The sequence below is a fragment of the Tabrizicola sp. genome, assembly GCF_022842145.1.
Lineage (GTDB): Bacteria > Pseudomonadota > Alphaproteobacteria > Rhodobacterales > Rhodobacteraceae > Tabrizicola.
Window position 1 is genome coordinate 157060 of record NZ_JALHQD010000010.1, and the last position, 22563, is coordinate 179622.

22 protein-coding genes, 1 tRNA gene and 2 pseudogenes are annotated in these 22563 nt (G+C 61.8%); 12 read left to right on the forward strand and 13 right to left on the reverse strand.

Features of this window, described 5'->3' with window-relative positions; genetic code table 11:
* Positions 1-118: 118 nt before the first annotated feature.
* A complete protein-coding gene (locus Q0C42_RS19645) occupies positions 119-844 on the forward strand; it encodes an FCD domain-containing protein (RefSeq protein WP_295080099.1) in 726 nt (241 codons plus the stop codon).
* Positions 845-871: 27 nt separating this feature from the next.
* Positions 872-2497 (forward strand): GMC family oxidoreductase, encoded by a 1626-nt coding sequence (locus Q0C42_RS19650; protein WP_295080102.1) that lies wholly within the window; start codon positions 872-874, stop codon positions 2495-2497.
* A 126-nt stretch (positions 2498-2623) separates the two neighbouring features.
* On the opposite strand, the pseudogene Q0C42_RS21660 reads toward Q0C42_RS19650, so the two are convergent.
* From Q0C42_RS21660 to Q0C42_RS19670, 4 genes and pseudogenes are all read right to left on the reverse strand, one after another.
* A pseudogene (locus Q0C42_RS21660) lies at positions 2624-2884 on the reverse strand (pyridoxamine 5'-phosphate oxidase family protein); the annotation flags it as partial.
* Complete coding sequence (locus Q0C42_RS19660; protein WP_295080104.1) at positions 2881-3921, reverse strand: lipocalin-like domain-containing protein; 1041 nt, start codon at positions 3919-3921, stop codon at positions 2881-2883. The gene Q0C42_RS19660 and the pseudogene Q0C42_RS21660, both read right to left, overlap by 4 nt.
* Entirely contained in the window at positions 3911-6298 is a 2388-nt protein-coding gene (locus tag Q0C42_RS19665) for an ABC transporter permease (RefSeq protein WP_295080106.1), read from the reverse strand. Before Q0C42_RS19665 ends, Q0C42_RS19660 begins: the two co-directional genes overlap by 11 nt.
* The gene (locus Q0C42_RS19670) at positions 6295-6981 is read right to left on the reverse strand and encodes an ABC transporter ATP-binding protein (protein WP_295080109.1); all 687 of its coding nucleotides are present in this window, start codon (positions 6979-6981) and stop codon (positions 6295-6297) included. The genes Q0C42_RS19665 and Q0C42_RS19670 overlap by 4 nt, the downstream gene beginning before the upstream one ends.
* Positions 6982-7110: 129 nt before the next feature.
* Between Q0C42_RS19670 and Q0C42_RS19675 the strand changes: the two genes are divergently transcribed.
* Positions 7111-8019 carry a glycosyltransferase family A protein gene (locus Q0C42_RS19675; RefSeq protein ID WP_295080112.1) on the forward strand — a complete coding sequence of 303 codons (909 nt, stop codon included), beginning with the start codon at positions 7111-7113 and terminating at the stop codon, positions 8017-8019.
* Positions 8020-8375: 356 nt separating this feature from the next.
* Here the strand turns inward: Q0C42_RS19675 and Q0C42_RS19680 are convergent, their stop codons facing one another.
* The 5 genes from Q0C42_RS19680 to Q0C42_RS19700 form a co-directional block, all read right to left on the reverse strand.
* Positions 8376-8759, reverse strand: a complete 384-nt coding sequence (locus tag Q0C42_RS19680) for a DUF6481 family protein (protein WP_295080115.1) — start codon at positions 8757-8759, stop codon at positions 8376-8378.
* A 123-nt stretch (positions 8760-8882) separates the two neighbouring features.
* The gene (locus tag Q0C42_RS19685; protein WP_295080118.1) at positions 8883-9101 is read right to left on the reverse strand and encodes a DUF982 domain-containing protein; all 219 of its coding nucleotides are present in this window, start codon (positions 9099-9101) and stop codon (positions 8883-8885) included.
* Positions 9102-9269: 168 nt separating this feature from the next.
* Positions 9270-9473, reverse strand: coding sequence for a cold-shock protein (locus Q0C42_RS19690; RefSeq protein ID WP_295080121.1), 204 nt, complete (start codon positions 9471-9473; stop codon positions 9270-9272).
* A gap of 615 nt (positions 9474-10088) precedes the next feature.
* Positions 10089-10994, reverse strand: coding sequence for a 23S rRNA (adenine(1618)-N(6))-methyltransferase RlmF (gene rlmF / locus Q0C42_RS19695; RefSeq protein ID WP_295080124.1), 906 nt, complete (start codon positions 10992-10994; stop codon positions 10089-10091).
* A complete protein-coding gene (locus tag Q0C42_RS19700) occupies positions 10942-12900 on the reverse strand; it encodes a BTAD domain-containing putative transcriptional regulator (protein ID WP_295080127.1) in 1959 nt (652 codons plus the stop codon). Before Q0C42_RS19700 ends, rlmF begins: the two co-directional genes overlap by 53 nt.
* A 156-nt stretch (positions 12901-13056) precedes the next feature.
* On the opposite strand from Q0C42_RS19700, the gene Q0C42_RS19705 reads away from it, so the two are divergent.
* The 5 genes from Q0C42_RS19705 (at position 13057) to Q0C42_RS19725 (ending at position 16914) form a co-directional block, all read left to right on the forward strand.
* Positions 13057-13332: a DUF4242 domain-containing protein gene (locus Q0C42_RS19705; protein ID WP_295080130.1), complete on the forward strand. Its 276-nt coding sequence runs from the start codon at positions 13057-13059 to the stop codon at positions 13330-13332.
* Positions 13333-14262: 930 nt separating this feature from the next.
* Positions 14263-15474, forward strand: a complete 1212-nt coding sequence (locus tag Q0C42_RS19710) for a histidine kinase dimerization/phosphoacceptor domain -containing protein (RefSeq protein WP_295080132.1) — start codon at positions 14263-14265, stop codon at positions 15472-15474.
* 2 nt (positions 15475-15476) lie between these two features.
* The gene (locus Q0C42_RS19715) at positions 15477-15764 is read left to right on the forward strand and encodes a hypothetical protein (protein ID WP_295080135.1); all 288 of its coding nucleotides are present in this window, start codon (positions 15477-15479) and stop codon (positions 15762-15764) included.
* Between the two features lie 73 nt (positions 15765-15837).
* Complete coding sequence (locus Q0C42_RS19720; protein ID WP_295080138.1) at positions 15838-16212, forward strand: hypothetical protein; 375 nt, start codon at positions 15838-15840, stop codon at positions 16210-16212.
* 36 nt (positions 16213-16248) lie between these two features.
* The gene (locus tag Q0C42_RS19725) at positions 16249-16914 is read left to right on the forward strand and encodes a hypothetical protein (RefSeq protein ID WP_295080140.1); all 666 of its coding nucleotides are present in this window, start codon (positions 16249-16251) and stop codon (positions 16912-16914) included.
* A 28-nt stretch (positions 16915-16942) separates the two neighbouring features.
* Here the strand turns inward: Q0C42_RS19725 and Q0C42_RS19730 are convergent, their stop codons facing one another.
* Positions 16943-17146, reverse strand: a complete 204-nt coding sequence (locus Q0C42_RS19730) for a hypothetical protein (protein ID WP_295080143.1) — start codon at positions 17144-17146, stop codon at positions 16943-16945.
* Between the two features lie 238 nt (positions 17147-17384).
* Here Q0C42_RS19730 and Q0C42_RS19735 point away from each other — a divergent pair, with 238 nt between their 5' ends.
* Entirely contained in the window at positions 17385-18821 is a 1437-nt protein-coding gene (locus Q0C42_RS19735) for a hypothetical protein (protein WP_295080146.1), read from the forward strand.
* 80 nt (positions 18822-18901) lie between these two features.
* Here the strand turns inward: Q0C42_RS19735 and Q0C42_RS19740 are convergent, their stop codons facing one another.
* Entirely contained in the window at positions 18902-19486 is a 585-nt protein-coding gene (locus tag Q0C42_RS19740; protein WP_295080149.1) for a hypothetical protein, read from the reverse strand.
* 11 nt (positions 19487-19497) lie between these two features.
* Positions 19498-19719 carry a hypothetical protein gene (locus Q0C42_RS19745; protein WP_295080152.1) on the reverse strand — a complete coding sequence of 74 codons (222 nt, stop codon included), beginning with the start codon at positions 19717-19719 and terminating at the stop codon, positions 19498-19500.
* 91 nt (positions 19720-19810) lie between these two features.
* Between Q0C42_RS19745 and Q0C42_RS19750 the strand changes: the two genes are divergently transcribed.
* From Q0C42_RS19750 to rpsF, 3 genes and pseudogenes are all read left to right on the forward strand, one after another.
* On the forward strand, positions 19811-20419 hold the full coding sequence (locus Q0C42_RS19750; RefSeq protein ID WP_295080154.1) for an elements of external origin: 609 nt from the start codon (positions 19811-19813) through the stop codon (positions 20417-20419).
* Positions 20406-20876, forward strand: a pseudogene (locus Q0C42_RS19755) (phage terminase large subunit family protein); the annotation flags it as partial. The gene Q0C42_RS19750 and the pseudogene Q0C42_RS19755, both read left to right, overlap by 14 nt.
* A 625-nt stretch (positions 20877-21501) precedes the next feature.
* Positions 21502-21960 (forward strand): 30S ribosomal protein S6, encoded by a 459-nt coding sequence (gene rpsF / locus Q0C42_RS19760; protein WP_295080166.1) that lies wholly within the window; start codon positions 21502-21504, stop codon positions 21958-21960.
* 484 nt (positions 21961-22444) lie between these two features.
* Here the strand turns inward: rpsF and Q0C42_RS19765 are convergent.
* Positions 22445-22521, reverse strand: a tRNA-Met gene (locus tag Q0C42_RS19765).
* Positions 22522-22563: the final 42 nt, after the last annotated feature.

Consider the following 22563-nt stretch of genomic DNA (forward strand, 5'->3'; position numbering starts at 1 on the left):
AAGGCTAAATCGCGCGTCGACACCACATTATCATTTGTTTTGGTATAACCAAACTAACGCTATTGCGCGCCGGTGCCTCCCTCCTATAGTCAGACCAAACTCACCCGCCGGAGCACTGATGATCGACCAATCCGCCCTATCCCCACCCTCGTCGCGGCCGCCGTCGCACCGCGCGGCCGATGCGGTCGTCCGCCAGCTCGAGGCGCGGATCGCCGCAGGCGACCTTGCCGACGGCGCCCCCCTACCGCCCGAGCGGGACCTGATCGAAACCTTCGGCGTCAGCCGCACCGTCGTCCGCGAGGCAGTCGCCACCCTCGCGTCACGCGGGCTCGTGGAAAGCCGCCCGCGCTTTCGCCCCGTCGTGCGGCGGCCCGGTTATGACGCAGCCCTTGCGGCGGCGGACGGGGTCGTCGGCCATCTCCTCGCGCAATCGGGCGGGGTGAAGAACCTTTACGACACGCGCATCTTTCTTGAGGCGTCGCTGGTTCGCCAGGCCGCCCGTCAGGCGCTGAAGGACGATATCGAGGCGCTGAAGCGCGCACTGGACGCGAACGAAGCCGCCATCCCCGACAGCGCCGCCTTCTACCGGACCGACGTCGCCTTCCACGCCGTTCTCTACGACATTCCGAAGAACCCGGTCTTTCCGGCTATCCACAAGGCCTTTACCGCCTGGCTGGCGCCCCACTGGGTGAAGATGCCCCGCTCGCCCGAGCGGAACCGGGTCAACTTCCTGCGCCATTCTGACATCTATCACGCGATCCGCGACCGCGATCCCGATGCCGCCGAAGCCGCGTTGAACGCCCACCTGAACGCCGCCTGGGAATATGTCCGGGGCACGTTCTAGCTTACCAGACCAAGGGAGGAAGCCCCGATGGCGCGCGAGGAATTCGATCACATCGTCGTCGGCGGCGGCTCTTCGGGCTGTGTGGCTGCGGCCCGGCTCGTGGCCGATGGCGGGCACCGCGTCCTCCTGCTGGAAGGCGGGCATTCCAATCGCCACCCGCTTCTCGACATGCCGCCGGGCATCTTCAAGATGATCAACGGCTCCAAGTTCATGGACTACCACACCACCGTCCCCCAGCCGCACCTGAACGGTCGCGCCCATGACATTCCGCAAGGCAACGTCCTTGGCGGCGGCTCCTCGGTCAACGCGCAGGTCTACATGCGGGGCCGCCCCTCGGACTACAACGCCTGGGACGCCACCTTGCGCGGCAACAACGACGGGGCTGACTGGTCCTGGGACGCGGTCCTTAAGCACTTCCGGGGGATGGAGGACAACAACCGCCTGTTGAACGACTTGCACGGCACCGGCGGCAAGATGCAGGTCTCGGACCCCGGCCACATCGACCAGATGTCGCGCTGGTTCGTGCAGGCGGTGCAGGGGTTGGGCGAACCCTTCAACCCCGATTTCAACGGACCATCCCAGCGCGGCGTCGGCTTCTACCAGTTCATGAACCGGCATGGGCGTCGGTCCTCCGCCGCCTACGCCTTCCTTTCGCCGCTGGAAGGTGACCCCCGGCTGACCGTCCGCCTGCAATCGCGGGCGGAACGGCTGATCATCGAGAAAGGCCGCGCCGTGGGTGTGGTCTGGCGCGACAAGTCCGGCGCGCAGCGCGAAAGCTTCACGCGGGGCGAGATCATCGTCACCTCAGGTGCCCTGATCACGCCAAAACTCCTCATGCTCTCCGGTCTCGGCCCCGCCGACCACCTGCGAGACCACGACATCACCGTCGCTGCAGACCTGCCCGGCGTCGGCCAGAACCTGATCGACCACCCCGAGGTCCCGATGATCGCCACCGCCAATGGCCCCTACGGTTACTTCAAGCAGGGCGTCGGCTGGCGAATGCTGATGAACGGGTTGCAGTTCAAGCTCTTCGGTTCGGGCCGGATCCTTTCCGCCGGGGTGGAGGCCGGGGCCTTCGTCAACCCGACCGATCCCGAAGCGGAACCGACGATCCAGGCCTTCTGTGTCCCCATCGTCTATCTCGACCGCGACACGCTGACCCTGGTCGAAAACACTTACGGCCTGACCGTCACAACCGTCGTGGTGAAACCCAAGTCGCGTGGCGAGGTGCGCTTGCGCTCGGCCAACCCCGCCGACAAGCCCTTGGTCAGCCCGAACCTCCTGAAACACCCCGAGGACATGGCCGCGATGATCGCAGGCCAGCGCTTCTTCATCCGCGCCTTCCAGACCGAACCGCTCGCCGCCCGCGTGAAACGCCTTGCGATCCCTGACCCGGCAAAGCTGGACGATGCAACGCTGACCGAACACTGCAAGCGCTTCGTCAAGACCAACTACCACCCCGCCTCCACCGCCCGCATGGGCGCGGACGGCGACCCAATGGCGGTCCTTGACAGCTGGATGCGGGTGCGCTGCGTGGAAGGGCTGCGCGTCGCCGACATGTCCGCCGTCCCCGACATCAACGCCGGCAACACCAACGCCCCCGCCATGATGCTGGGCGACCGCTGCGCAGATTTCATCATGGGCCGCGCATGACCACCCTTTGACAGGGCGAGTTCGTGGTAAAGCTGTCGGTACCCGCAGCCACATCGCGGAAACGGCCTCTGCAGAAAGCACCTCGACCGAAGCGGTAATCCGCGTCTGCAAATGCGCGGTTTCGTCCCAGACATGCAGTGCGGCCAAAGGGTTCAGGCGCAGCGCCGCAACCTTGGCCGACCGCAGATCTGTATGCATGTCCAAGGTGGCTGCCTGCGGATCGGCAGCCCGCAACACCACGGTGCGCGCCTCGGGCGTTCCGTCGGGTGGTACCGTGGCAAAGACCGGATGTCGCGCGGGCGTGGCTGTTGCCCACCCCGCGCACGAGCCGCGCCCAGACCTGAGAGAGCAGCGTATCCAGTTCTGTGGCCCAGCCGTGCAGTTCAGTCGTCATAGCCCGTCATCTCCAGATACCCCCGCCCGGCGTGACTGCCCGATACCGTGACCGGCCCCTCCCAATAGGGAACCGAGGTCGCCATCCAGGCATCGCGGTTCAGCGCGGCAACCGTCACGTCCACCCCCTTGGCGGGCAACTGCACCCGCCATTCGACAGGCAGCGTCCGCCCCGCCACCCGGTGCTCTAAAAGCGGGGTTGCCGTAAACGCCCCGTCCGGCAAAGCCTCGGTCCGGCCATCCGCCCCGATCCACGTCGCCGATGTGTAATCCTTTGCCCCGCGCAGCACGAAACCCATCATCTTGTCGCCACTGTCGAAGGAGAGCGAAAACCAGTCCCACCCCGTCTGGTCGGCACCCAGCGGTTGCGAAGACCATTCGCGGTCGAGCCATGCCGATCCGGTCACCACCACCTCGCCCTGTGGCAAGGTCAGCGTGCCGGTAAGTTTGAAGGACGGCTGTGAATAGTAATGGCTCGCCTGTCCCGCCGCAGATTTAACGGAGTAGCCGTTCTGCCCGTGCAGCACCAAAGGCCCCGCCACCGTCAGCCCCACGTCATAGGCGAAATCCGGTCCCGAAGCGGTCAGGCGCAGGGTGTCGAAATCATCCCCCTGCATGGTCCAATCGTCGATCCATGCGGCAAAAGGGGTGGCGGTCACACCGGCCTGCCCGATACCGCCCCGCGCAAGCCGTTCGGCCACGAAATGCGCGTCGGGCGTGGTGATCGCTGCATGGCCCATCCACAATTGCGGCGTGTCCCACCCATAGCCGTCCCTCGGGGCCAGCGCCGAGCGGAACAGCGTCCATTGCAGCCCGTAGTCGGTGCCGTCCGGCCCCGTCATGTTGGCGGTCAGATACCACCATTCGATCCGGTAATCGGGATGCGCGCCGTGATCGGCGGGGAATTCCAGCACGGTGGCGGGATCGGGGGTGGTAAAGCCCTCCGCATCGGTCCCCAGACCGGCAAACCCCTGCGCTGCGGCCTGAAGCGGCAGCAACAGCAGAACAGCCAGCGCCAGCTTAACGTTCATTGCGAAACACTCCCAGCAACTGCACCGGCGGCATCTGCGACAGGCGCCACGCGGGCCAGAGCGCGGCCAAGGCGGCCGCCAGCAGCGCCAACCCGCCAAGTCGCAGATAATCCAGCGGGAACAGATACATCGGCAAGCGCCAGCCGAAGGCCTCGACGTTCACCACGGCCAGCAGCGCCCAAGCCAGTGCCAGACCCAGCGGCAGGGCCAACGCGCCGGTCAGCGCCGCCAGCACCACGGCCCGCACCAGATCGAGCAGCGCAAGCTTGCGCCGCGTCAGCCCCAGCGCCCAGACGGGGGCGAGTTGCGGCAGCCGCATCGTGGCGAGCGTTAAAAGGCTCATCAGCATGGCAAAGCCCGCAACGGCAAGCGTCAGCACGTTCAGCGCTGTCGTCACGGTAAAGGTGCGCTCGAATACCGACAGCGACAGCGCTTTGATCGCCGCCTGATCGACCATCGCGCTTTCGGGCACGCCTGCCTGATCCCGCAATGTTTTTCGCAAAGCAGCGACCTCCGACGGATCGACCCGCAGACCGAAACGCAGCGCCACCACATCGGGAAACTGCCCCGCGAACACTGCCTCGTTCACGATCACCTGCCCCAGCGGGTTGCCGTAATCGCCGTAAATCCCCAGCACTGGCAGGGTAAGACGGGGCGAGACTGCGACCAACGCCCCCAGATCGACCCCGCCACGGCGATAGAGCTGTTCGTTCACCAACACACCTTCACCCTGCGCCAGCCTGTCCCAGACATCGGGAAAGCTGCGCAAAAGCTGCCAGTTGTCGCGATAGGTCGCATGGTCGCGCGCGCCGTAAACCTCGACCGGTTGGCTTGCGGCTTTCGCCTCGACCGAAAGGATCGGCAAGATCGCCTTTACTCCCGCGCCCGCCACGGCGACGATATCGGCGGCCTGCGCCGCATCGCTGGCCGAAACGTAAAGCTCTGAGGCGAGGCGCTGGTCGAGAAAGCCGGTGAATGTCAGCCGGAACGACGACACCATGGTGGACACGCCGACATTCGCCGTCATGGCGAGCAGCAAGGCCATAAGCGACAGCGACAGGCCGGGAATTTGCTGGCGCGTGTCGGCCCAGAACCATTGCGCCAGCACGCCCGTTGCGCGACCCTCAGCCACGCGCAACGCTTGGCCCAGCAGCGGCGGCAAGACGAGCGCCCCGCCCACCAGCAGGGCCGCAAGCATGGCAAAACCTGCAAGCAGACCCCGACCCCACAGCGCCAGCCCCCCCGCCAGCGCCAGCAAAGCCACCGCCAAAACAGCCAGCCGCACGCCCCCTCTCGCCATGGCCCAAGCCCGCGGATGCGCCGAAGCCAGAAGCGGCATCCGCGCCAGCGACAACAGCGCACCAGCCGAGGCGACCGCCGTCCCTCCCATTGCGATGGCCAGCCCCGACAGCCACCACGCGGGCCGCAGCGTCAACTGGCCCGACACATCCGCACCGTACAGCCCGCGCAAGGTGGCCGCCACATCGGGCAGTAGGGCCGCCGCCACGGCATAGCCCAGCGCCACACCGGCCAGACCTGCCACCAACCCCAGTCCCACCAGTTCCAGCGCCATGAGCGCGATCAGACGCCGCAGCGGCACGCCTAAGGCGCGAAGGGTCCGCACCATCGGGCGGCGCTGTTCGAAGGCAAGCCCGATCGCTCCGTGCACGATGAACAGCCCGACGACAAAGGACAGCAGGCCAAAAGCCGTCAGGTTCAGGTGGAAACTGTCCGTCAACCGCGCGACATCGCCACCGTCCTGCCGCGCCGCCTCGACCAGATCGGGCGCAAGCGTGCTAAGCGCAGGGCGGCTCAAGGGTTGGTCGGGTGCGAGGATCAAACGGTCAATCCGCCCTTCCCGCCCCAGCAGGCGTTGCGCAAGCCCGATGTCCATGATCGCCGTGGCGGGGGCGACATCGGGGGCGTCCACAAGCCGCGCACCCGTTTCAGCCAGCTGCGCCAAGGTATCGGCGCGGCCGAAAATCTGCCCCTCACCCGTCAAGAACGCGCCCAGATCCGCCTGTTCGCCCAAGCCCAAGGGCCCGACCCCGCGCGGAGCGGTCAAGGGTTCGATCCCGATGATCCGGACCGGCCCCAGCCTGCCCTCCACCACCGGCGAAACCAGCCATCCGCCCCGCCGCAGCGCGACATAGGTCTCCTGCCCGATCTCCCCCCCGTCCCTTGCGACGATCTGCCCGTAGCTGCCTTCGCCCAGCGTGGCCGCCGCCGCGTCATAGCTTGCCCGCGCCTCTGCGTTGATGGCCTGGACGCCCGACCAAAGCGCGGTGCCAAGCGCCAGACCGGCCAGCAGCGTGAACAACTGCAACGGATTGCGCCGCCAATGGCCCAACAGCGCCGAAAGGACCGCACCCGTCACACCGCCAGACCTTCGATCAACTGTCCCGCCCCCAGATGCAGCCGCCGCCCCAGACGCGCGGCCAACCGTTGGGAATGCGTGACCAGAACCAGCCCCGCCCCCGTTTCGGATACAAGTTCGCACATGAGCGCAAAGACCGTGTCCGCCGTCGCCTCGTCGAGGTTTCCGGTCGGTTCGTCGGCCAGCACCAGACGGGGTGCCGCAGCCAGCGTGCGGGCGATGGCGACGCGCTGTTGCTGGCCGCCGGAAAGCTGTTCGGGATGTTTGTCCAGGTGGTCCTTTAGCCCCAACCGTTCGGCCAGCATCCTTGCGCGGTCAGGGTCATGCCGCCCCGAAAGCCGCGCCTGAAAGGCGATGTTGGCCGCAACGGTCAAGGAAGGGATCAGGTTGAACTGCTGGAAGATCACGCCGACCGTCCCGCGTCGTAATGCCGCCCGCCCCGCATCGTCCAGTGGCGTGAGGTCGATACCCGCCACGGCGACGCTGCCGCTGTCGGCCGTATCCAAACCGCCTATCAGATGCAGCAAGGTGCTTTTGCCCGACCCCGACTCTCCGGTGAGGGCCAGCATCTCGCCTGCGTCGAGGTCGAGCGAGACTTGCCGGAACACCGCAGTCTCGGCACGCGGATAGGTCTTGGTCACATGGCGCAGGCTTAGAAGCATCGTGTTTCCTTTCAACGGCATCTAACCCTCGCGCTGCGATTTGAAAGGGCAGGCTAGACCGCAATGCGACATGCTTTGCGCCGGGTGCGCTATGCGTTTGCGCCCGGCAGGCCGATGCCGTAGGGGACGACACAAGTAGAAAGTTCCCCCATGACAACTCCCGCGACGACGACACCGGTGCCACTGGTTTCTGTCGTCATCCCGCTTTTCCAGAAAGTCCGCCACATCAAACTCGCGCTGTCGGTCGCCTATCGGTCCTGCCTGATGGCCGGGGCCAGCTTCGAAATGGTCGTGGTGGATGACGGGTCCACCGATGGTTCAGGCGATGCGGTGCTGGACTGGGCCGCATCCGACCCCGCGCTGGCAGGATTGACGCGACTCATCCGCCAGGCCAATCGCGGGGCCGCCGCTGCGCGCAACACAGGCTGGGCTGCAGCCCGTGGCGAGGCGATCCTGTTTCTGGATGCCGATGACACATGGGCCGACCATCACGTGGCCGAAATACTTGCCCTGATGGCCGAATTTCCCGCAGCAACGCTTTATGCAGATGCGTGGCAAGAGATTTCGCCCGATCGAAACAGCAAACAGCACGATTTCGGCATCGGATCCGACCGGCGCGGGCCACTCGCGTGCTTTTTCGAGACGATGAGTTCGGGGCCAATGATCGTGTCGGCGAGTACGGCGGGAACCTGGAAAAGCTGCCTGATCAAGACCCGCGGTTTTCCCGAAGGCGTCAAACACGGCGAGGACAAGGTGGGTTGGGGCCGTCTGGCACTGATAGGCGATGTCGTCTGGTCCCCTCGCATCGGTGCGGTCTGGGACAAGTCTGCCGATAACCGCAGCGACAGAGTCGAAGACTGTACCCCGCGCACCGCATGGCGCGATTTCCTTCTCGCAGCGCAGGCCGACCAAAGCCTTTCGCGAACCACACGCCAGAACCTGAAAATGGCAGTTGCCGTCGAAAATGCCTCCCTATGCCGGCGGATCGTCGTGTTCGACAAGGGCACGCCTGCCCGTTTCTCGGTGCCCGAAAACAGCGTTGATCCCTTGGCGGCCTAAGTCCCGCAGTTCAGTGGTGCACGAATATCCTCGGTCGCCAGATTTCACGGCGGAAGACCGCGCTGAATTGTTCGCGAAACCCGTTTGGGCTCCTTTGCGTCAGCAGACAAGGGTGCGAGCGGGTGGGTGAAGGTCTGGTGTCGTCGTATTCTTGGGTCAGCTCCCGCTATTGTTCTGCCGGCTTTCCACCCTCTGGGAAGGCAAGACACTCTCGGCCTCCGGGCGCGGCCGTTACCTGTCGGGCGCTCGTTACCGAGGTCAGGCCGCGAACGACCCGAACCTTTACTTTGACCCCAATTACTACCTAGCAGATCGCGCAGTTGGGACTCTATCCATCCGCGCCTGACCGGGCGAGATCAAGCTACCACCTGCGCACCCTTGCGCTTTGCGTAACGTTGGTCACGTGCGGATCGGCGTGCAGCTTCATCGGACAGGACTAGCGCAATTCGTCTGTCCTGAGCCGACTGACTTGCCGCGATCTCTGCGGCTTTGGCAGCCTGTTGACGCATATCTTCCGCAGCAACGGCGGCAGCTTCGTCGGCAACGCGTTGCTGCTCTGCCAGTTTCTCTGCGTCGCGTGCTGCGTGGCGCTCATCGCGTGCCCGCGCAACCTCGGCACGGGCAGCCAGCTTTACCGACAGATCGGTCGTAGCCGCCGCATTTCTGAATTTTTCCAGAAGGGCGGCCTTGGCTTTGTTCGCGTCGCCTTGGGGGTTCGAGTATTCTTTGGCTTTGGCCATTTATTGTCTTTTCCTCGGGTATGAAAACTTCTTGGACATGTCAGGCCGGATTGGCCGGCGTCTGATTTTCGCGACGAGCATGGGGTCAAGACCGCTCAAGGATTGCTCCTTCCCACCAGATCGTCAGGATGCGCGTCTGGCCGCATGGACCACCAGATTTTCAGGAATGAAGCCTGCCGATCTTGCCGCAGCGGCAAAGGCACGTCGCGCCACGCCGACAGGAACAATACAGTTCATGGCGGCTTCGACCTGTTTCAGAGCTTTCGATCGCGCTTCGTCTGCGACCGGCGATTGCTTCAGCAACCAGTATTTGACTTGTTCGATCGTGCTGAATTTCTGCACGTCCCTGTCGGAAGATAGGACAAAGGTAAGGGGTTGTCCCCAGTGGATTCCGATCAACCAAATATCTTTCTTGAGAGATGAACGGTCTCCGCAGTTCGCATCTTCGCCGTTCAGAATTATGCGTGCCTGGTGTCGAACCGGTGCCGCATCCGATTTTTGCGCGTGACGTCAGGCCAGGAGGAGATTTATGGCCGACTCGCGGCCATTGCGATCACGTTCCCGATCGAACGAGACAGCCTGTCCACCATCAAGCCGGTCAATTCCGGCGCGTTCCCGCGCGGTCACATGGACAAAAACGTCCTTCGATCCGCCTCCGGGTGCGATAAAGCCAAAACCTTTGGTGGAGAACCATTTCACGGTGCCAGTGGTCATCGTGATGTTCCTTTCATGGGTGCCGCCCGCAAAATGCGACGGCCCGGCAAAGCTGAAGATCTAAAGCTGAGCCGAAAGGGACAGGTCCGAAAAACAGAAAGCGCCTGTCTCGCATAGGACCAAAGAGGCACGATTACTATCAGAAGTTTCGTGGAGGTGGCCACCAGCGGGGTTAGCTGCTGTTATCGTTGCAAACTATCTGTCAGCGGATCAGCACGACCTTTGCCATCGGCCGCGGACCTGCCGTCTGTTTGCTGCACGGTGTTGCTTTACTTCGACCGAGGGTCAGCTTTCTGCCCGTTGTGACAGCTGCGGCCGTGCGACGCACCCGGCCCAGAGCCGACGGTCGTACCGTCGATATGTGTTTTCGTCAGACGCCCCAAAGCCGCCGTTCATCTGGCAGGCAGCAGAACCCGGCAAAGATGGTAACAATGCGAAGAAGCGAACGTTTGCAGCCGCGGCGAAGCATAGTTCAACGTGGCAGCGTCGCACGGCAAGAACGGTTAAGTGCCGCGGCTCCGGCGCGGCGTTCCCTAAAGCGGTCGCAGATCATAGATCGCCGCACTTTAGGCTGACGAGTATCTGCGCGCTGACCTGTTTCTGGACCTGATCCAACTATAGGGATCGTTGCCGTTCCGGATAGTAAGTCCAGGCGATGAATCGGCTGGTCTTCTGGCCCTGCGCCATTTCGACAACCTTGAAGTCGACAACCTTCGCTCTCTTCAGCAGTCTGGAGAGTGGCTTGAGACTGTCTTTCTTGGACACGAGGCAGGTGAACCAGAGGCATCGTTCGGCGAAATCCATGCTCTGCTCGATCATTCTGGCGATGAAGCCAATTTCACCCCCCGGGCACCAGAGCTCGGCATTCTGGCCGCCGAAATTGAGGTCGGCAGAATGGCCCTTGCCAAGATTGCGCCACTTGCGCTGCGTGCCTTCTTGCGCCTGTGCGAGCGACGCATGAAACGGGGGATTGCAGAGGGTGACATGGAAATGATCATCCGGGCCGACAACGCCTTGGAAAGCATCCTCCGCGTTGTTCTGGCGTTTGAGCGTAATATCCAGCCCGTTTCGTTCGCAGATCTGCCGTGCCGATTTGATCGAGACGGGATCGATATCGACGCCTGTAAAGCCCCAACCATATTCATGCCGACCCGTCAGCGGATACACAAGGCTCGCACCCGTCCCGATGTCGAGCGCCTTGATATCGGACCCGTGCGGGATCTCTTGGCCGTTACTTTCCGCAAGCAGATCTGCCAAGTAGTGGATGTAATCGACGCGCCCCGGGATCGGGGGGCAGAGGTAAGAGGCAGGAATATCCCAGAAATCAATCCCGTAGTGGGTCATCAGGAGTGCGCGATTGAGCATACGGACCGCGTCCACGTCCTGAAAGTCGATCGTCATCTGACCGCGCGGGTTTCTTGTCGTGAATGCCGCCAGTTCGGGAGATTTCACGATCAGGCGTTCAAAGTCATACCCCTGACGGTGTTGGTTGCGCGGGTGCAACATGGGTTTGACAGCCATGGGAAACCTTCCAGCGTGCTGATGCAGGCAGCCTGCCTGACAAGACATCACGCTTAGAGCCTCCCGGCTGCCTGAGGAATACATGATCGGCCCATAGCTGCCCCACGATGGTTCCTGACGACAACAGATGGAAGCTGGCCGTCACCTTGGACAACCATCGCCGTTTGATGTGCGTGCCGTTCATCAAGGGGCTGATCCGTGAGGACCAATGTTTTAAAGTCTTGTGTGTCCGATGGAGCCCAGCAGCCTCGGCATGAGTGCGGGCCGCGTCGATGATCAGGCCTTGTAGATCTCTTCCGGAGTTAGGTGCAGCTGTTGCCAGCAGGATGCGGACGCGGTCGAGACGGATCCGCAAGAGCAGGGCTGCGTAGGGATCGGTCAGGTTCCCGAAGGCACTGGCGGCACGATCCAGCCAGTGCAGGGCGCTGGTCTTGTCGCCCGTCTTGTCATGGGAAAGCGCGATGACGCGGCAGGCGGCGGCTTCCCAGCACGGATCCGACAGTTGGCAGGACATGGCGAGCGTGTTTTGGGCACGGCCGCGGATCGCCACGGGGTCCTGACCTGCTTCCATTTCCGCCTCGGCCAGCGCTGTTTCCGGCCAAGGACGAAAGGACAGCCAGTCGAGACGGTCGCACAGTTCGATGCAGGTACGCGCCCAATCCGCCGCCTGATCCGTGCGGGCGGAGCGGAGCTTGTTCCACGCGCCGAGGCCGAGCGCCCAGCCTTCGCGCCGCGGGAGGCCGGCCGAGCGGGCGATGGCCAACGACCGGTCATAGCCGAGGTCAGCCTCGGCGTGACAGCCCCAGTCGCCGAGGTTGAAGGCAGCGAAGGCATACGCTGTCGACAGACAGGTCGGATCATCCTGCGCCAGACCAAAGGCGCGCTCCGCTAGCCGGGCCGCATCGGGCCTGCGGCCGGCGAGCGCATCGACATAGCAATGCTCCAGAACGGCGCGGCAGGCGAGGGGGTGGTTCTGGCATTCCAGCGCCAGAGTTTCGGCGCGCCGCAGATGCACGATGCCTTCGTCGTCCTGTGCCCTCGCCGCATGGATCATCGCGGTGCCGAGTTCGGTCAGGCTTTCCGCCTGAAGTGCGGGATCGGAAAGGCCCTCGGCGATAGTGGCGGCGCGACGCAGGTTGTCTAAGCCCGAATCCACTGCGCCGACCTTCAATGCAGCGACACCGGCTTGCAGCAAGGTGCGGATGACGGCATCTGGCATTGGGCCCAAAGGCGGGTCGGCCAGTCGGGCCCTTGCAGCGCTGCGCAGGGCGGGGGATGGCGGCTCGCCGAGCTCGCGCAGGAGTTCGGCTTCGGTCCGTTCGGCGTGGCGCTGCGCCGCTTCGGGATTGCCTGAAAGCACGAGGGCTCGGATGAGAAAGACATGCGCCCCTTCGTCATAGGGTTGGCGGCTTGTCAGATGACCGGCGAGGCGAAGCGCCGTTTCGGGATCGCCCCTCGCAAGGGCCTCAAGCGTGTCGCGCCTGACCCGCGCATCGATCCGGGATTCTTGGCGGGCGCGTTCGATGAGTAGCCAGGTTTCAAAGTTGGCACCGCAAGCATCGGGTGCGCTATCTTGCAGCAACTGGCCTGCCGAGAGGACATCGAAGCCGTCGATATCAACTTCAAGCGCATCAATCCGGCAGCCGCTTGGCAGGTTGGCGCGGACGGGATCACCGGTCAACACTTCGGGCCCGAGGGCGCGGCGCAGGGCCGCAAGGCACCAGCGTAGCGATCCGAGCGGGTCAACAGTTTCGGGGAAAAGCTCTGCGGCAAGCTGGCGGCGCGTGACCGGACGGTCGGACAGCAGGACGCGAGCGAGCACCGACCACGGTTGCAGTCCGCGCACCGGACAGGGACGGCCATCATCGTCGAGGATTTGTGGAACGCCGAGCAGCCTGATGTGCATGCCAGTCCCGCCTTTCCGCCCTGTCGATCATGGTGGCATGTGCGTAACCGTGTGCAAAGCCTTTGCGTGCCGCCGAATGCGTCAACGCTGGCGCACATGGGTCCATGCGAAACGTGATTCCCATGGGCAAGACGGCCCGTTGCACAGGAGATGAAAATGCCGAAATACCTGATCGAGCGCACCGTTCCGGGCGCAAACATGCTGACCGCAGACGAGTTGCGCGACATCGCTGCGAAGTCCAATGCTGTCGTTGCCGGCCTGGGCGAGCCCTATGTCTGGGAACACAGCTATGTTGCAGGGGACAAGCTGTTCTGCGTGCATGATGCGGCGAGCCCTGATCTAATCCGGCGGCACGCAGCCGAGGGTGGGTTTCCGGTCGACTCGATTATCGAGATTTCAAGCACCATCGGCCCAGCGACCGCCAACGTATGAGGATCTGTCTGCGTTTCCACGCATCACGGTAGCGGAGGGTGATCTGGAATGGCTGCTTTCTGCACCGTGGGAGGCGATGGGCGGATCGTAGAGTACGGCCCGTACCTGCCGGTCGATCTCACCCCAGGCTGCGTGGTCTGGCCTGCTGCCGGCTCCGTGGACACCAAGATAGGGTGCTTCAACGGAATCGGCAGCAGGCCAGTATCGAACTCGCGTGTGCCAAGCAGTGTGCGCCAGTGGGGGGAGGGTTCCTGCCTACGATCAATCGAGCATGCAAGTCCGAGTTCCTTGCCGCGACTGCATTACATCGACGCTATGTGTACGAGGCGCTAAAACTGGAGCGCCTCGGGCCTGACAACCGCACTGGACACCCGACCGATATGGAAGACTAGCCGACAGATCCACAGGGACTGATGTGTCAGTGGGAAATGTAAGAAAACTCTGGAACATCCGGCGCACTCGAATGTTCTGTTCAAGTCAAATCTGCGGACGGGATCCATTCGGGTTCCATTTCGATAGATTACTTCCAGTCGACCAGTTCGCATGCTTACCGCACGTATTGCTGGGATAGGCTCAGGATCAAGGGCTTTCTGATGCCAAAAACCGAATTTCAGAATATCAACATTGACGACCTTGCGGCTGGTCTTGACGAGATGCTCACACGGGATTTGCCCAATGTTTTCACCATATATCCTTCGCAAATGATAACATAGCGCGCTGACTGCTCTCGCAAAGAAATAGTCATTGATTGGCGTGAAGTGGGTGAAGGAGATCTTCGTCTCCGCCCGAGGACGAAATGGGCCACGGCCTCATCAGGAATGCCCTTATGAAACGGGGTGGGACCTCGATAGAGAAGGCTGACCCTACAGCGTTCTCTTGCGAACTTCGACTGCCTTTTGGGAATGGGAAGATGAAGGGCGAGGATACCCTATGACACTGACACTTTATACTTCGATGCCGGTTTCGCACCATCAACGAGGATCTCCAGAGTTGGACCCAGATCACCCACTTCGGCTCCGTCAACAAACAATTCTCGCCAAATTTGGTGAGCTTGCGCTTCAGTGCGATGATCTGGACGAGATCCTGACGGAAGCCTGCCGTCTTGTGGGGCAAGCACTTGGAACCGATTTAGCCAAAGTCGTGGAACTCCAGTCCGATGGCAGAACGCTTCTGGTCCGCGCCGGCGTTGGTTGGAAGGCCGGCGTTGTGGGCGTAGCCTCCATAGACCTAACGGAAAATTCATCCGAGGCCTACGCTCTAAGGTGTGGAGAACCGATGATTTCTCCGGACGTCGCCAAGGAAACACGTTTCAAATACGCAGACTTTCTGATTGATAACGGCGCTCAGGCCGTCGCAAACGTGATCATTATCGGAGGCAAGGATCGACCGGCGTTCGGTCTCCTTCAAATAGATAGCCGGACGCCACGCGACTTCTCTGAAGAGGACGTGTCCTTCCTGCGCGGATACGCCAACTTGCTCGCGGCGGCAGTTGATCGGCTACGTGTCCTGCATGATTTGCGCGGTCGCGAAATGCTTCTGACGCGCGCGTTAGCGCAGGAGCAGGTCGTCGTTAGCGAACTGCACCATCGTGTAAAGAACAATCTTCAGACCGTCTCCAGTTTGCTTAGAATGGGCAGAAGAAATGCCGACTCATCAGCGCGTGACGGGTTCGACGAAGTGATCGGCAGAATGAATGCGTTGGCGGCCGTTCAATCGCGCATCTATGAATCGATCCATCTGAACGAAGTCGACTTCGCAGCAACATTGGCGGATATCGCCGCCTCGCTGATCAAGATCTACCACGGGGGCCAGGCATCTCTTGTCATGCCGGTGGCGGCTCCTCTCGTCCTCGATGTCGCACGGTCCATGGCACTGAGCCTTGTCTGCTACGAAGTCATACTGAACGCGATGAAATATGCTTGGGTCGACAGGGCACCGGGCACGCTTACGGTCGAGATCACAAAGGTCGGCAGTGGCCACGAGATCATCATCGCCGATGACGGAGTGGGTTTTGTGGAAGGGGAAGTCGCGCGCGGAATGGGCGGCAGGTTTTCCCAGATCTTGGCCGGCCAGGCATCGGCTCAACTCGCTTTGTTCACGTCCCCGGGTTCAGGCACCCGCGTTGTCATGAGGCTTAGCTGACCATGAACAGCAGCGATCAGGTGTGCACGAGGCAACGATACTTGGGGCAGGGCGAGGGTTCGATCCGCTTTTCGCTGGTCTATGACCCTGAAGATGCAGGGTTTCGGGTCATCGACGCAAAAGACGCAGATGCGGCCACGTCGCTGATCGAAAGTTGGACCGACATCGCGGCCTTGGTGACCGATATTGGGATGCCCGGCTCAGTCGATGGAATGGGAACTTGCGCGCTGGAGGCGGGGGCGACGCGGTATTGCGGGCCCGGACGTCCAGTTCTCTTGCTTTTGGCTTAGGCTGTCAGCGGCTGCACCGATCGTCCGGAAGGCATAAAGCCCGTGCGGCCCTTCGACGCTGAACGGTACTAGGGTGAGTGGTTCGAGGTCATCCGACCGCGTCGCCCGGTTGCGGCCGAACCGTTTCGCTGTCTGGGTGATCGGCGATGTGCGGGATGCCGAAGGCTTCTTCGTCAACTTGCCTGGCCTGACGGTCGAGGCTTTCGAGGCCGCGGGTGCCCGGTTCTACAACGATGCGATCCTTGTCACCGCTGTGGGTTCGCTGCCGATCCGTGTGGGGCGCCAGTTCACCGCCGCCCGCAAGCTCGGCCGCACCCACCAGAACGTGCTGCTGTTCTGCAAAGGTGATCCCCGCAAGGCGACCGAGGCCTGCGGGCCGGTGGAGTTCGGCGAGATCGAAGGGCCGGACACCGGTGACGAAGCCCCCGATTCAGAGGAAGACCAATGACCGCCCCGACCCTTGAGATGCACCACGGCATCGCCGTTGTCCGCGACGATCTCTTCCCCGGCGGCACCAAGGCCCGCTTCATCGCGCAAGGTCTTCGAAGGTGTGCAGGAGGCGGTCTATGCCAGCCCGCCCGAAGGCGGCGCCCAGACGGCGATCGCCACTGTCGCCCGGCACCTGGGCAAACGCGCCACAATCTTCGTCGCCGCCCGCTCCCGGCCGCATCCCCGCACGCTTGAGGCGGCGCGCCTCGGCGCCAAGGTCGTGCCGATCAGCCCGGGCTATCTGTCGGTCGTGCAATCCCGCGCTCGCGAGTACTGCCGCAACACCGGCGCCAGCCTGATCCCCTTCGGCGCCGAAATCCCCGGCGCCGTCGAGGCGATCGCCACCGCCGCCCGCCTGGCCGCTTTCGATCCCGAAGAGGTCTGGTGCGCCGCCGGGTCCGGCGTCCTCGCCCGCGGTCTCGCCGCCGCCTGGCCGAAAGCCCGCCGCCACGTCGTCCAGATCAGTCGCGATCTCACCCCGCGCGAGGTCGGCGGGGCCACCATCCACGTCCACCCCCGCAAGTTCAACGACCGCGCCGCGCTGGCCGCACCCTTCCCGGCCGATCCGCATTACGACGCGAAGGCTTGGGAGCTGTGCCTCGCCAAGCGGGGGCCGGGGCGGGTGCTGTTCTGGAACGTGGCGCCGCTGGCGCGAGGGTGACCAATCGCATTCCAGCTTCCAAGTAGAGTTAGGTTGCGAAGCCCACCCCAGGCTTGGCAGGCGCGTCGGTAAAGCGCTCAGCCTCCACTCCGGTGATGACAGCATGCTGCAGGTACGGGAGCACATCCATCTGGTCGTGGTTCTGGGACTCACCAGCGAAGTGGTCAATCAGGGCGAGGATCAAGGCAGTGATTAGCCCAACCAGAACCCCGACAAGGATCTCTTTTGCCATTTGCGCCTCCATCAGTGTTGACGCTCCGTCTTCCGAAGCTCAACCCTGATGTCAGCAGATTCGCTCAGTCCGATCCAACGACGGAAATCGACAGAAATGCACGAACAGGTGCGAGATGGCTGGTAGACCGCGGAACCCTACGACGCCTGCCTTCGGTCAAAAGGCCACTTGGCTGGTTGACACGAAGTTCCCTACGAACCCTTCCTATGCCCGATTTGTTACCCGAGAGGAAGACTTGGTGGCAGCCCTCGACAAGGCTGTTAAGGCAAAAACCTACCCGTGGCCAGCGCGGGCGGTTCCAACTAAAGACACGCTTGCGCGCTACATCTCCGGCAAGTTAGTGCCATCAGATGAATTCCTAGATTGGATTGCGGACCTATTCCCCGATGTCGACCCTGCTAGCCTGCGGACAGATTCTTTTCAGGATTTCCAGTTCAAGCATGATCCGATAGTTGCAGCGGCAACCAAGTGGGCTCCCTCAATTCGATTCTTCGCAGAAAACCGAAATGCACTGCTCGCCAAAGCCTTGCAATATCATTCAGTGGCCAACGCGCCATTCATTTGTCAGTCTGGAAGAGAAGTCCCGCTGCTAACTGCAAAGGGGTGGATAAGAGATAGGCCACTAGAAATAAAGGAGGATACCGAAGCACCAACCCTTTCACTTCCCGCTCCTTTCAAGGAAATTTCTGTGACCCCGCTTGATGGGTTCAAGTCTGGCTACATCACAGTCAAAGGCGCAATCACTTACCACAATAAGCGTCGAGTTGATCCCGAACCCCAGAACAATGGGGAGATATACTCGGCGATCGATCCGATCCTAGATGATGGCGGCTTCAGAGGTTTCAAATACAGGCTTGCAAGGTATTTCGACTATATTGACCAGTGCGAAATACTTGGAGTTGAGCTTGCCGATGCCATCTTGAGCACATCAATGGATGACGCTGCGCAAGGTGAGACGCTCAATTTGCCTCGTAGAGGCCCCCCGGGAAAGGCATTTGAACTCCGGTGGCGAGCAAGCTATCCGGGCGTAAACTGCCTCTGCATTCTCAGAAATTACTCAGACGAAGGCCACAAGTTGGGCCACTACTTCCTTCTCCATCGACGCGATGAAACTCAGTCTCAAGCGCAAAACACTGTGCACGTTGTGCCTGCTGGTGGCCACCAAGCCCTATCTGCAGGCTCCTCCGATGTCGAAGATACGTCTCTTTGGCGCACTATGTTTCGTGAGTTCACCGAAGAACTCTTCGATAAGGAAAAGGTTTCCAGGCAGGCAGAAAACTGGGTCCAGTTTAATCGCCACCCTTCAATTATTGAGATGCGCCGAATATTCCTGAACCCTGACTCGCTTGCTCTTCGCTGTCATCTTCTTGGCTTTGGTCTCGACCCGATTACCTTGAAGCCAGAAGTCCTGATGGTGATCGACGTGGATTGGGGCAAGGCGGTGGCACTCAGGCCCGGATTGAAACTAAAGTTCAACTGGGAACTCAAGACACCGGGCCGTGCAGAGACACGGCATGAGTTAGTTTCTCTCAGCAAGGAAAACCTACTTCGTCATGCGGACGGAAACATCCTAAAGATCGGTGATAGGTATCTGCCCACTCTGCCAGCCGGGGCTGCTTGCCTTTTGCTAACTGCCGACCACTACAGTTTTCTGGGACTTCCCGAGCCACATTGAAAAGCTCCCCCTCGCCCAGACTGCTGTTGTCGAATAGTCGAAGCGGTAGCGGTCACCGGGTTCGAAGCTGCGAATGATTTTCACGCCCGGCCCTCCCGGGCTTCGATCGCCAGCACCGCGAGGTCGCGGTAGCGGGCTAGTGCCTTGGGACTGGACGATACCGGGTTGATCGCGATCGCACGAAGGCCGGTTGCATCGGCCTTCTCGGCCAGTTCAACCAGCTCGGCCAGCTTTGACCGGAAACGGGCGTGGGTCGGGGCGGAGAAATCGGGCGGCGGGGGCAGTTCACCCTGCCGGGCCTTGGCCTCGAGGTCGGCATCCCGGCGGCGACGCGGGGCACTGGGCGCGGCGGCGGGTTCGGCCTCGCCAATCGGGGCAGGTTCTTGGGCCGGTTCCGGCGCGAACCGGGGCGGTGCCGGTTCTGCCGGGGCGTCCGGCTCGCAGGCGTCGAGTTCGGCCGCCAGCCGCCCTGCGGCGGTCTCCAAGCCTGGGGCGGTCAGGATCGCCTTGATCGCTTTCGGCGCGCGATCGGCACCGATCTTGGCGGCCAGCAACCGTTCGAACCGTTCTGCGGCCGCCGCCACGCTGGCACTCCGGCCCAAGGGGGCGTCGCTCAGGCGCTGGGCGAGGCGGTTGATCTGGACGGCGGATAGGTTGGTGAACATCAGGGCCTCCTTCAGGCGTTCTTGATGTGGGCGGAGCGGCCTTCGGCGGTGACCGCGTAGATCATCGTGCGGCTGTCGCCGAAGGTGGCGGCGAAGGCTTCGGCCTGATCGATCCGGTCGAACCGGGCGCGGATGCGGGTCGCGGACTTCGACCCACGGCAGGCGATGAAGTGGTCGGCGGCGGCGAGGCAATTGGCCTCAAAGCCGGTCATTGGGGCGGTCTTGGCGGGCATCGGAAATCTCCGTTTCAAGGTGTCGCAGACATTGCCGAGACCGTCCGAAGAGCAAGTCCAAATCACTGACTTAATGGGAGAATGTCGCAAGTTGGGGCTGTCGCGGCGCGCTTATGCCGCCCTGCGCGGGGTGCATGAAAGCGTTGTGCGCAAGGCCATCGCCACGGGGCGGATCACGACGGAAGCTGACGGCACGATCGACGCCGCCAAGGCCGATGCGATGTGGGATGCGTCCACCGATCCGGCCAAGCAGCGCGGCGCCCATGCCCGGGATCTGGGCCGGGGCACGGCGGCGGCGACACGCGCAGTTGCGGGCACCAAGGCCGTACCGCGGCAGGCCTTCGCGGCCGTGGCGGAAACCTTGACCGAGGCCGGGGCTGATCCCGGCGCGTCGGCAGGTGACGGTGGCGAGGTGTCCTTCGTCAAGGCGCGGATGGCAAACGAAGTGCTGAAGGCGCAGACCGCCCGGGTGCGATTGCAGAAGATGAAGGGCGAGGTCGTCGATCGCGCCTGCGCCACTGCAATGGTCTTCGATCTGGCGCGGCGTGAACGCGATGCCTGGCTGAACTGGCCGCCGCGGGTCGCGGCCGACATCGCCGCCGAACTCGGGGCGGAGCCGCATGCCGTTGAGCAGGTGCTGATGCGCTACCTGCGCCGCCATCTGGCGGAGATGTCGGAGGTCAAAGTTGAACTTCGCTAGCTTCGAGGGGGCCGAGGATATCGCCGTGGCTTGGGCGCGGGGTCTGGCCCCCGATCCGGCCCAGACCGTGGCCAAATGGGCCGACCGGCACCGCATCTTGTCCTCGCGGGCGGCGTCCGAGGCCGGGCCCTATCGCACCAGCCGGACGCCTTACCTCAAGGCGATCATGGAGGCCCTGTCACCCAACAACCCGGCGCAGCGCGTTGTGTTCATGAAATCCGCCCAAGTGGGGGCGACCGAGGCCGGGAATAACTGGATCGGCTTCTGCATCCACCGCGCCCCGGGCCCGATCCTGGCGGTGCAGCCGACCACCGATCTGGCCAAGCGCCTGAGCCAGCAGCGGATCGAGCCGCTGATCGAGGAAAGCCCCGATCTGCGGGCCCTCGTCCTGCCCGCCCGGTCGCGCGACGCCGGAAACACGGTGCTGGCGAAGCGCTTTCCCGGCGGCCAGCTGGTTTACAAAGCTTCAGAAAGACAATTCCTTTGGAGTGTTGACGATAATTTGGGCTTGTTCAGAATTTGTTTCAGATGAATCTTTTCGGTCCGCAGGTCTTAATTCAAGTATGAAATTGCGTGGGCCGCTTACTAAGTATGGACTTGCCAAGCAGCTCTTTGATGCATCTGGAGGCTCCGCAGAGCAGGCTTTTACCGACAAGAGCAAGGCTCAATCTGAGGTGAATAGAATTGTTGCTGCAGCAGAATTATTCGGACTTGTTGCTGTAGATTACGCTGTTGGGAACAAAGTCCCATTGCGCGGATCACCTTTGCTTCATCGAATTATGCTCTCCGTGAATGCTCGCAACTTCCTTTTGCTCTCTGAGCTTCTTTCTGGAGAAAGGGCGGACAATGGTCATTAAATCGTCCATCTCGAACACAAAGAGTGATGAAGCGGATTTCCATTCCGAAGATTCTATAACCAGCGATAGTATTTCCGCTGTTCTCTTGGGTGGAATTCTTCATCCTATCAATAGTCACCTTGTCGCGCGTGCTCTTCATGTAGGCTATACCTCTAAAGAAGCTTTCGATTTTTCAGAGTTGCCAAAGGTCTTTTGGCAGACCCTACATCAAAGAAGAAGCCTGTGTTGCATGCGAAAGGCAACCTTCCGGGCCCGGCCTATGAGCTGGTTTTCATTGCTCGGCCAGACCTCAGTGGGTCACAAATCTATGCTTTGGTGTCCCGTTTTTCAAAGATTCTTGAGGACAGTGGCGGGGTTGTCTTTGACCACGAGTATTGGGGTCTGAAGACCATGGCCTACAAGATCAATAAGTACCGAAAAGGTCATTATGTCTTCTTTAAGCTGTATGCGCCGCCAGTCGCTATGCTCGAAATGGAGAGAATGATGAGGTTGCATGATGATGTTATGCGGACCTTGACAGTGAAAGTGGTTGCTCACACAGAAGCTCGCTCGGGCCAAGAAAAATCAAGCACAGGCGCAGGACTGTCGCTGGAAGAACCGATGTCGTCCTTAGACCATCGGAAGGGCGTAACCCGGGTGGGTGTCGGGCATGGGAACCCTGCGAAACGTCACTGGCTTCCATAAGGCACCGCACTATTGGCACAATTGCTCAAACAGCATTTGTGATCGCCGATCTAAGGCGACAGCGGGCTGAAAGTTTAGTTTCAGGGCATACTGATTGTGAAAGTGCGTGGTGCCAGGATCCCTGACGCCTCTGACAAATGGTTTCATGTCATCCGACAAAGATCGGAAGGCGACGATGTCGAGCCTGCTTTAACTTCATGTCGTTTGACTGGCCAGAAGTCGTGACCACTCGATTGGTGCATAGAGGACTACAGGCAAGAGAGGTTCTCCTAAGGGCACGAGCTGCACGAATAGGATCCAAGCTGTGTCAGAAGTCATCTCAAACAGGGTCTGAAAATGTAGACGTGGTCTACCTCCCTAGACGCAAGAAGCCCCCGCGCAGGGGGGGACTCGCTGAACGTTGACCAGGCGTTGACAGGAATTTGGAATGACAAAAGCCGAGCGTTATGCTCGGCTTTGAAGTCTATGATAAGACGTGTATTTTTGGTTGCGGGGACAGGATTTGAACCTGTGACCTTCAGGTTATGAGCCTGACGAGCTACCGGGCTGCTCCACCCCGCGCCAGGGTTTGTCCGAGTTTTGTATCGGACCGGTATTGCATCG

Coding starts and splice junctions, on each gene's coding strand:
- Q0C42_RS19645 (WP_295080099.1), top strand. CDS start 119: ATGATCGACCAATCCGCCCTATCCCCACCCTCGTCGCGGCCGCCGTCG.
- Q0C42_RS19650 (WP_295080102.1), top strand. CDS start 872: ATGGCGCGCGAGGAATTCGATCACATCGTCGTCGGCGGCGGCTCTTCG.
- Q0C42_RS19660 (WP_295080104.1), bottom strand. CDS start 3,921: ATGAACGTTAAGCTGGCGCTGGCTGTTCTGCTGTTGCTGCCGCTTCAG.
- Q0C42_RS19670 (WP_295080109.1), bottom strand. CDS start 6,981: ATGCCGTTGAAAGGAAACACGATGCTTCTAAGCCTGCGCCATGTGACC.
- Q0C42_RS19675 (WP_295080112.1), top strand. CDS start 7,111: ATGACAACTCCCGCGACGACGACACCGGTGCCACTGGTTTCTGTCGTC.
- Q0C42_RS19680 (WP_295080115.1), bottom strand. CDS start 8,759: ATGGCCAAAGCCAAAGAATACTCGAACCCCCAAGGCGACGCGAACAAA.
- Q0C42_RS19690 (WP_295080121.1), bottom strand. CDS start 9,473: ATGACCACTGGCACCGTGAAATGGTTCTCCACCAAAGGTTTTGGCTTT.
- rlmF (WP_295080124.1), bottom strand. CDS start 10,994: ATGGCTGTCAAACCCATGTTGCACCCGCGCAACCAACACCGTCAGGGG.
- Q0C42_RS19700 (WP_295080127.1), bottom strand. CDS start 12,900: ATGCACATCAGGCTGCTCGGCGTTCCACAAATCCTCGACGATGATGGC.
- Q0C42_RS19705 (WP_295080130.1), top strand. CDS start 13,057: ATGCCGAAATACCTGATCGAGCGCACCGTTCCGGGCGCAAACATGCTG.
- Q0C42_RS19710 (WP_295080132.1), top strand. CDS start 14,263: ATGACACTGACACTTTATACTTCGATGCCGGTTTCGCACCATCAACGA.
- Q0C42_RS19715 (WP_295080135.1), top strand. CDS start 15,477: ATGAACAGCAGCGATCAGGTGTGCACGAGGCAACGATACTTGGGGCAG.
- Q0C42_RS19730 (WP_295080143.1), bottom strand. CDS start 17,146: ATGGCAAAAGAGATCCTTGTCGGGGTTCTGGTTGGGCTAATCACTGCC.
- Q0C42_RS19740 (WP_295080149.1), bottom strand. CDS start 19,486: ATGTTCACCAACCTATCCGCCGTCCAGATCAACCGCCTCGCCCAGCGC.
- Q0C42_RS19745 (WP_295080152.1), bottom strand. CDS start 19,719: ATGCCCGCCAAGACCGCCCCAATGACCGGCTTTGAGGCCAATTGCCTC.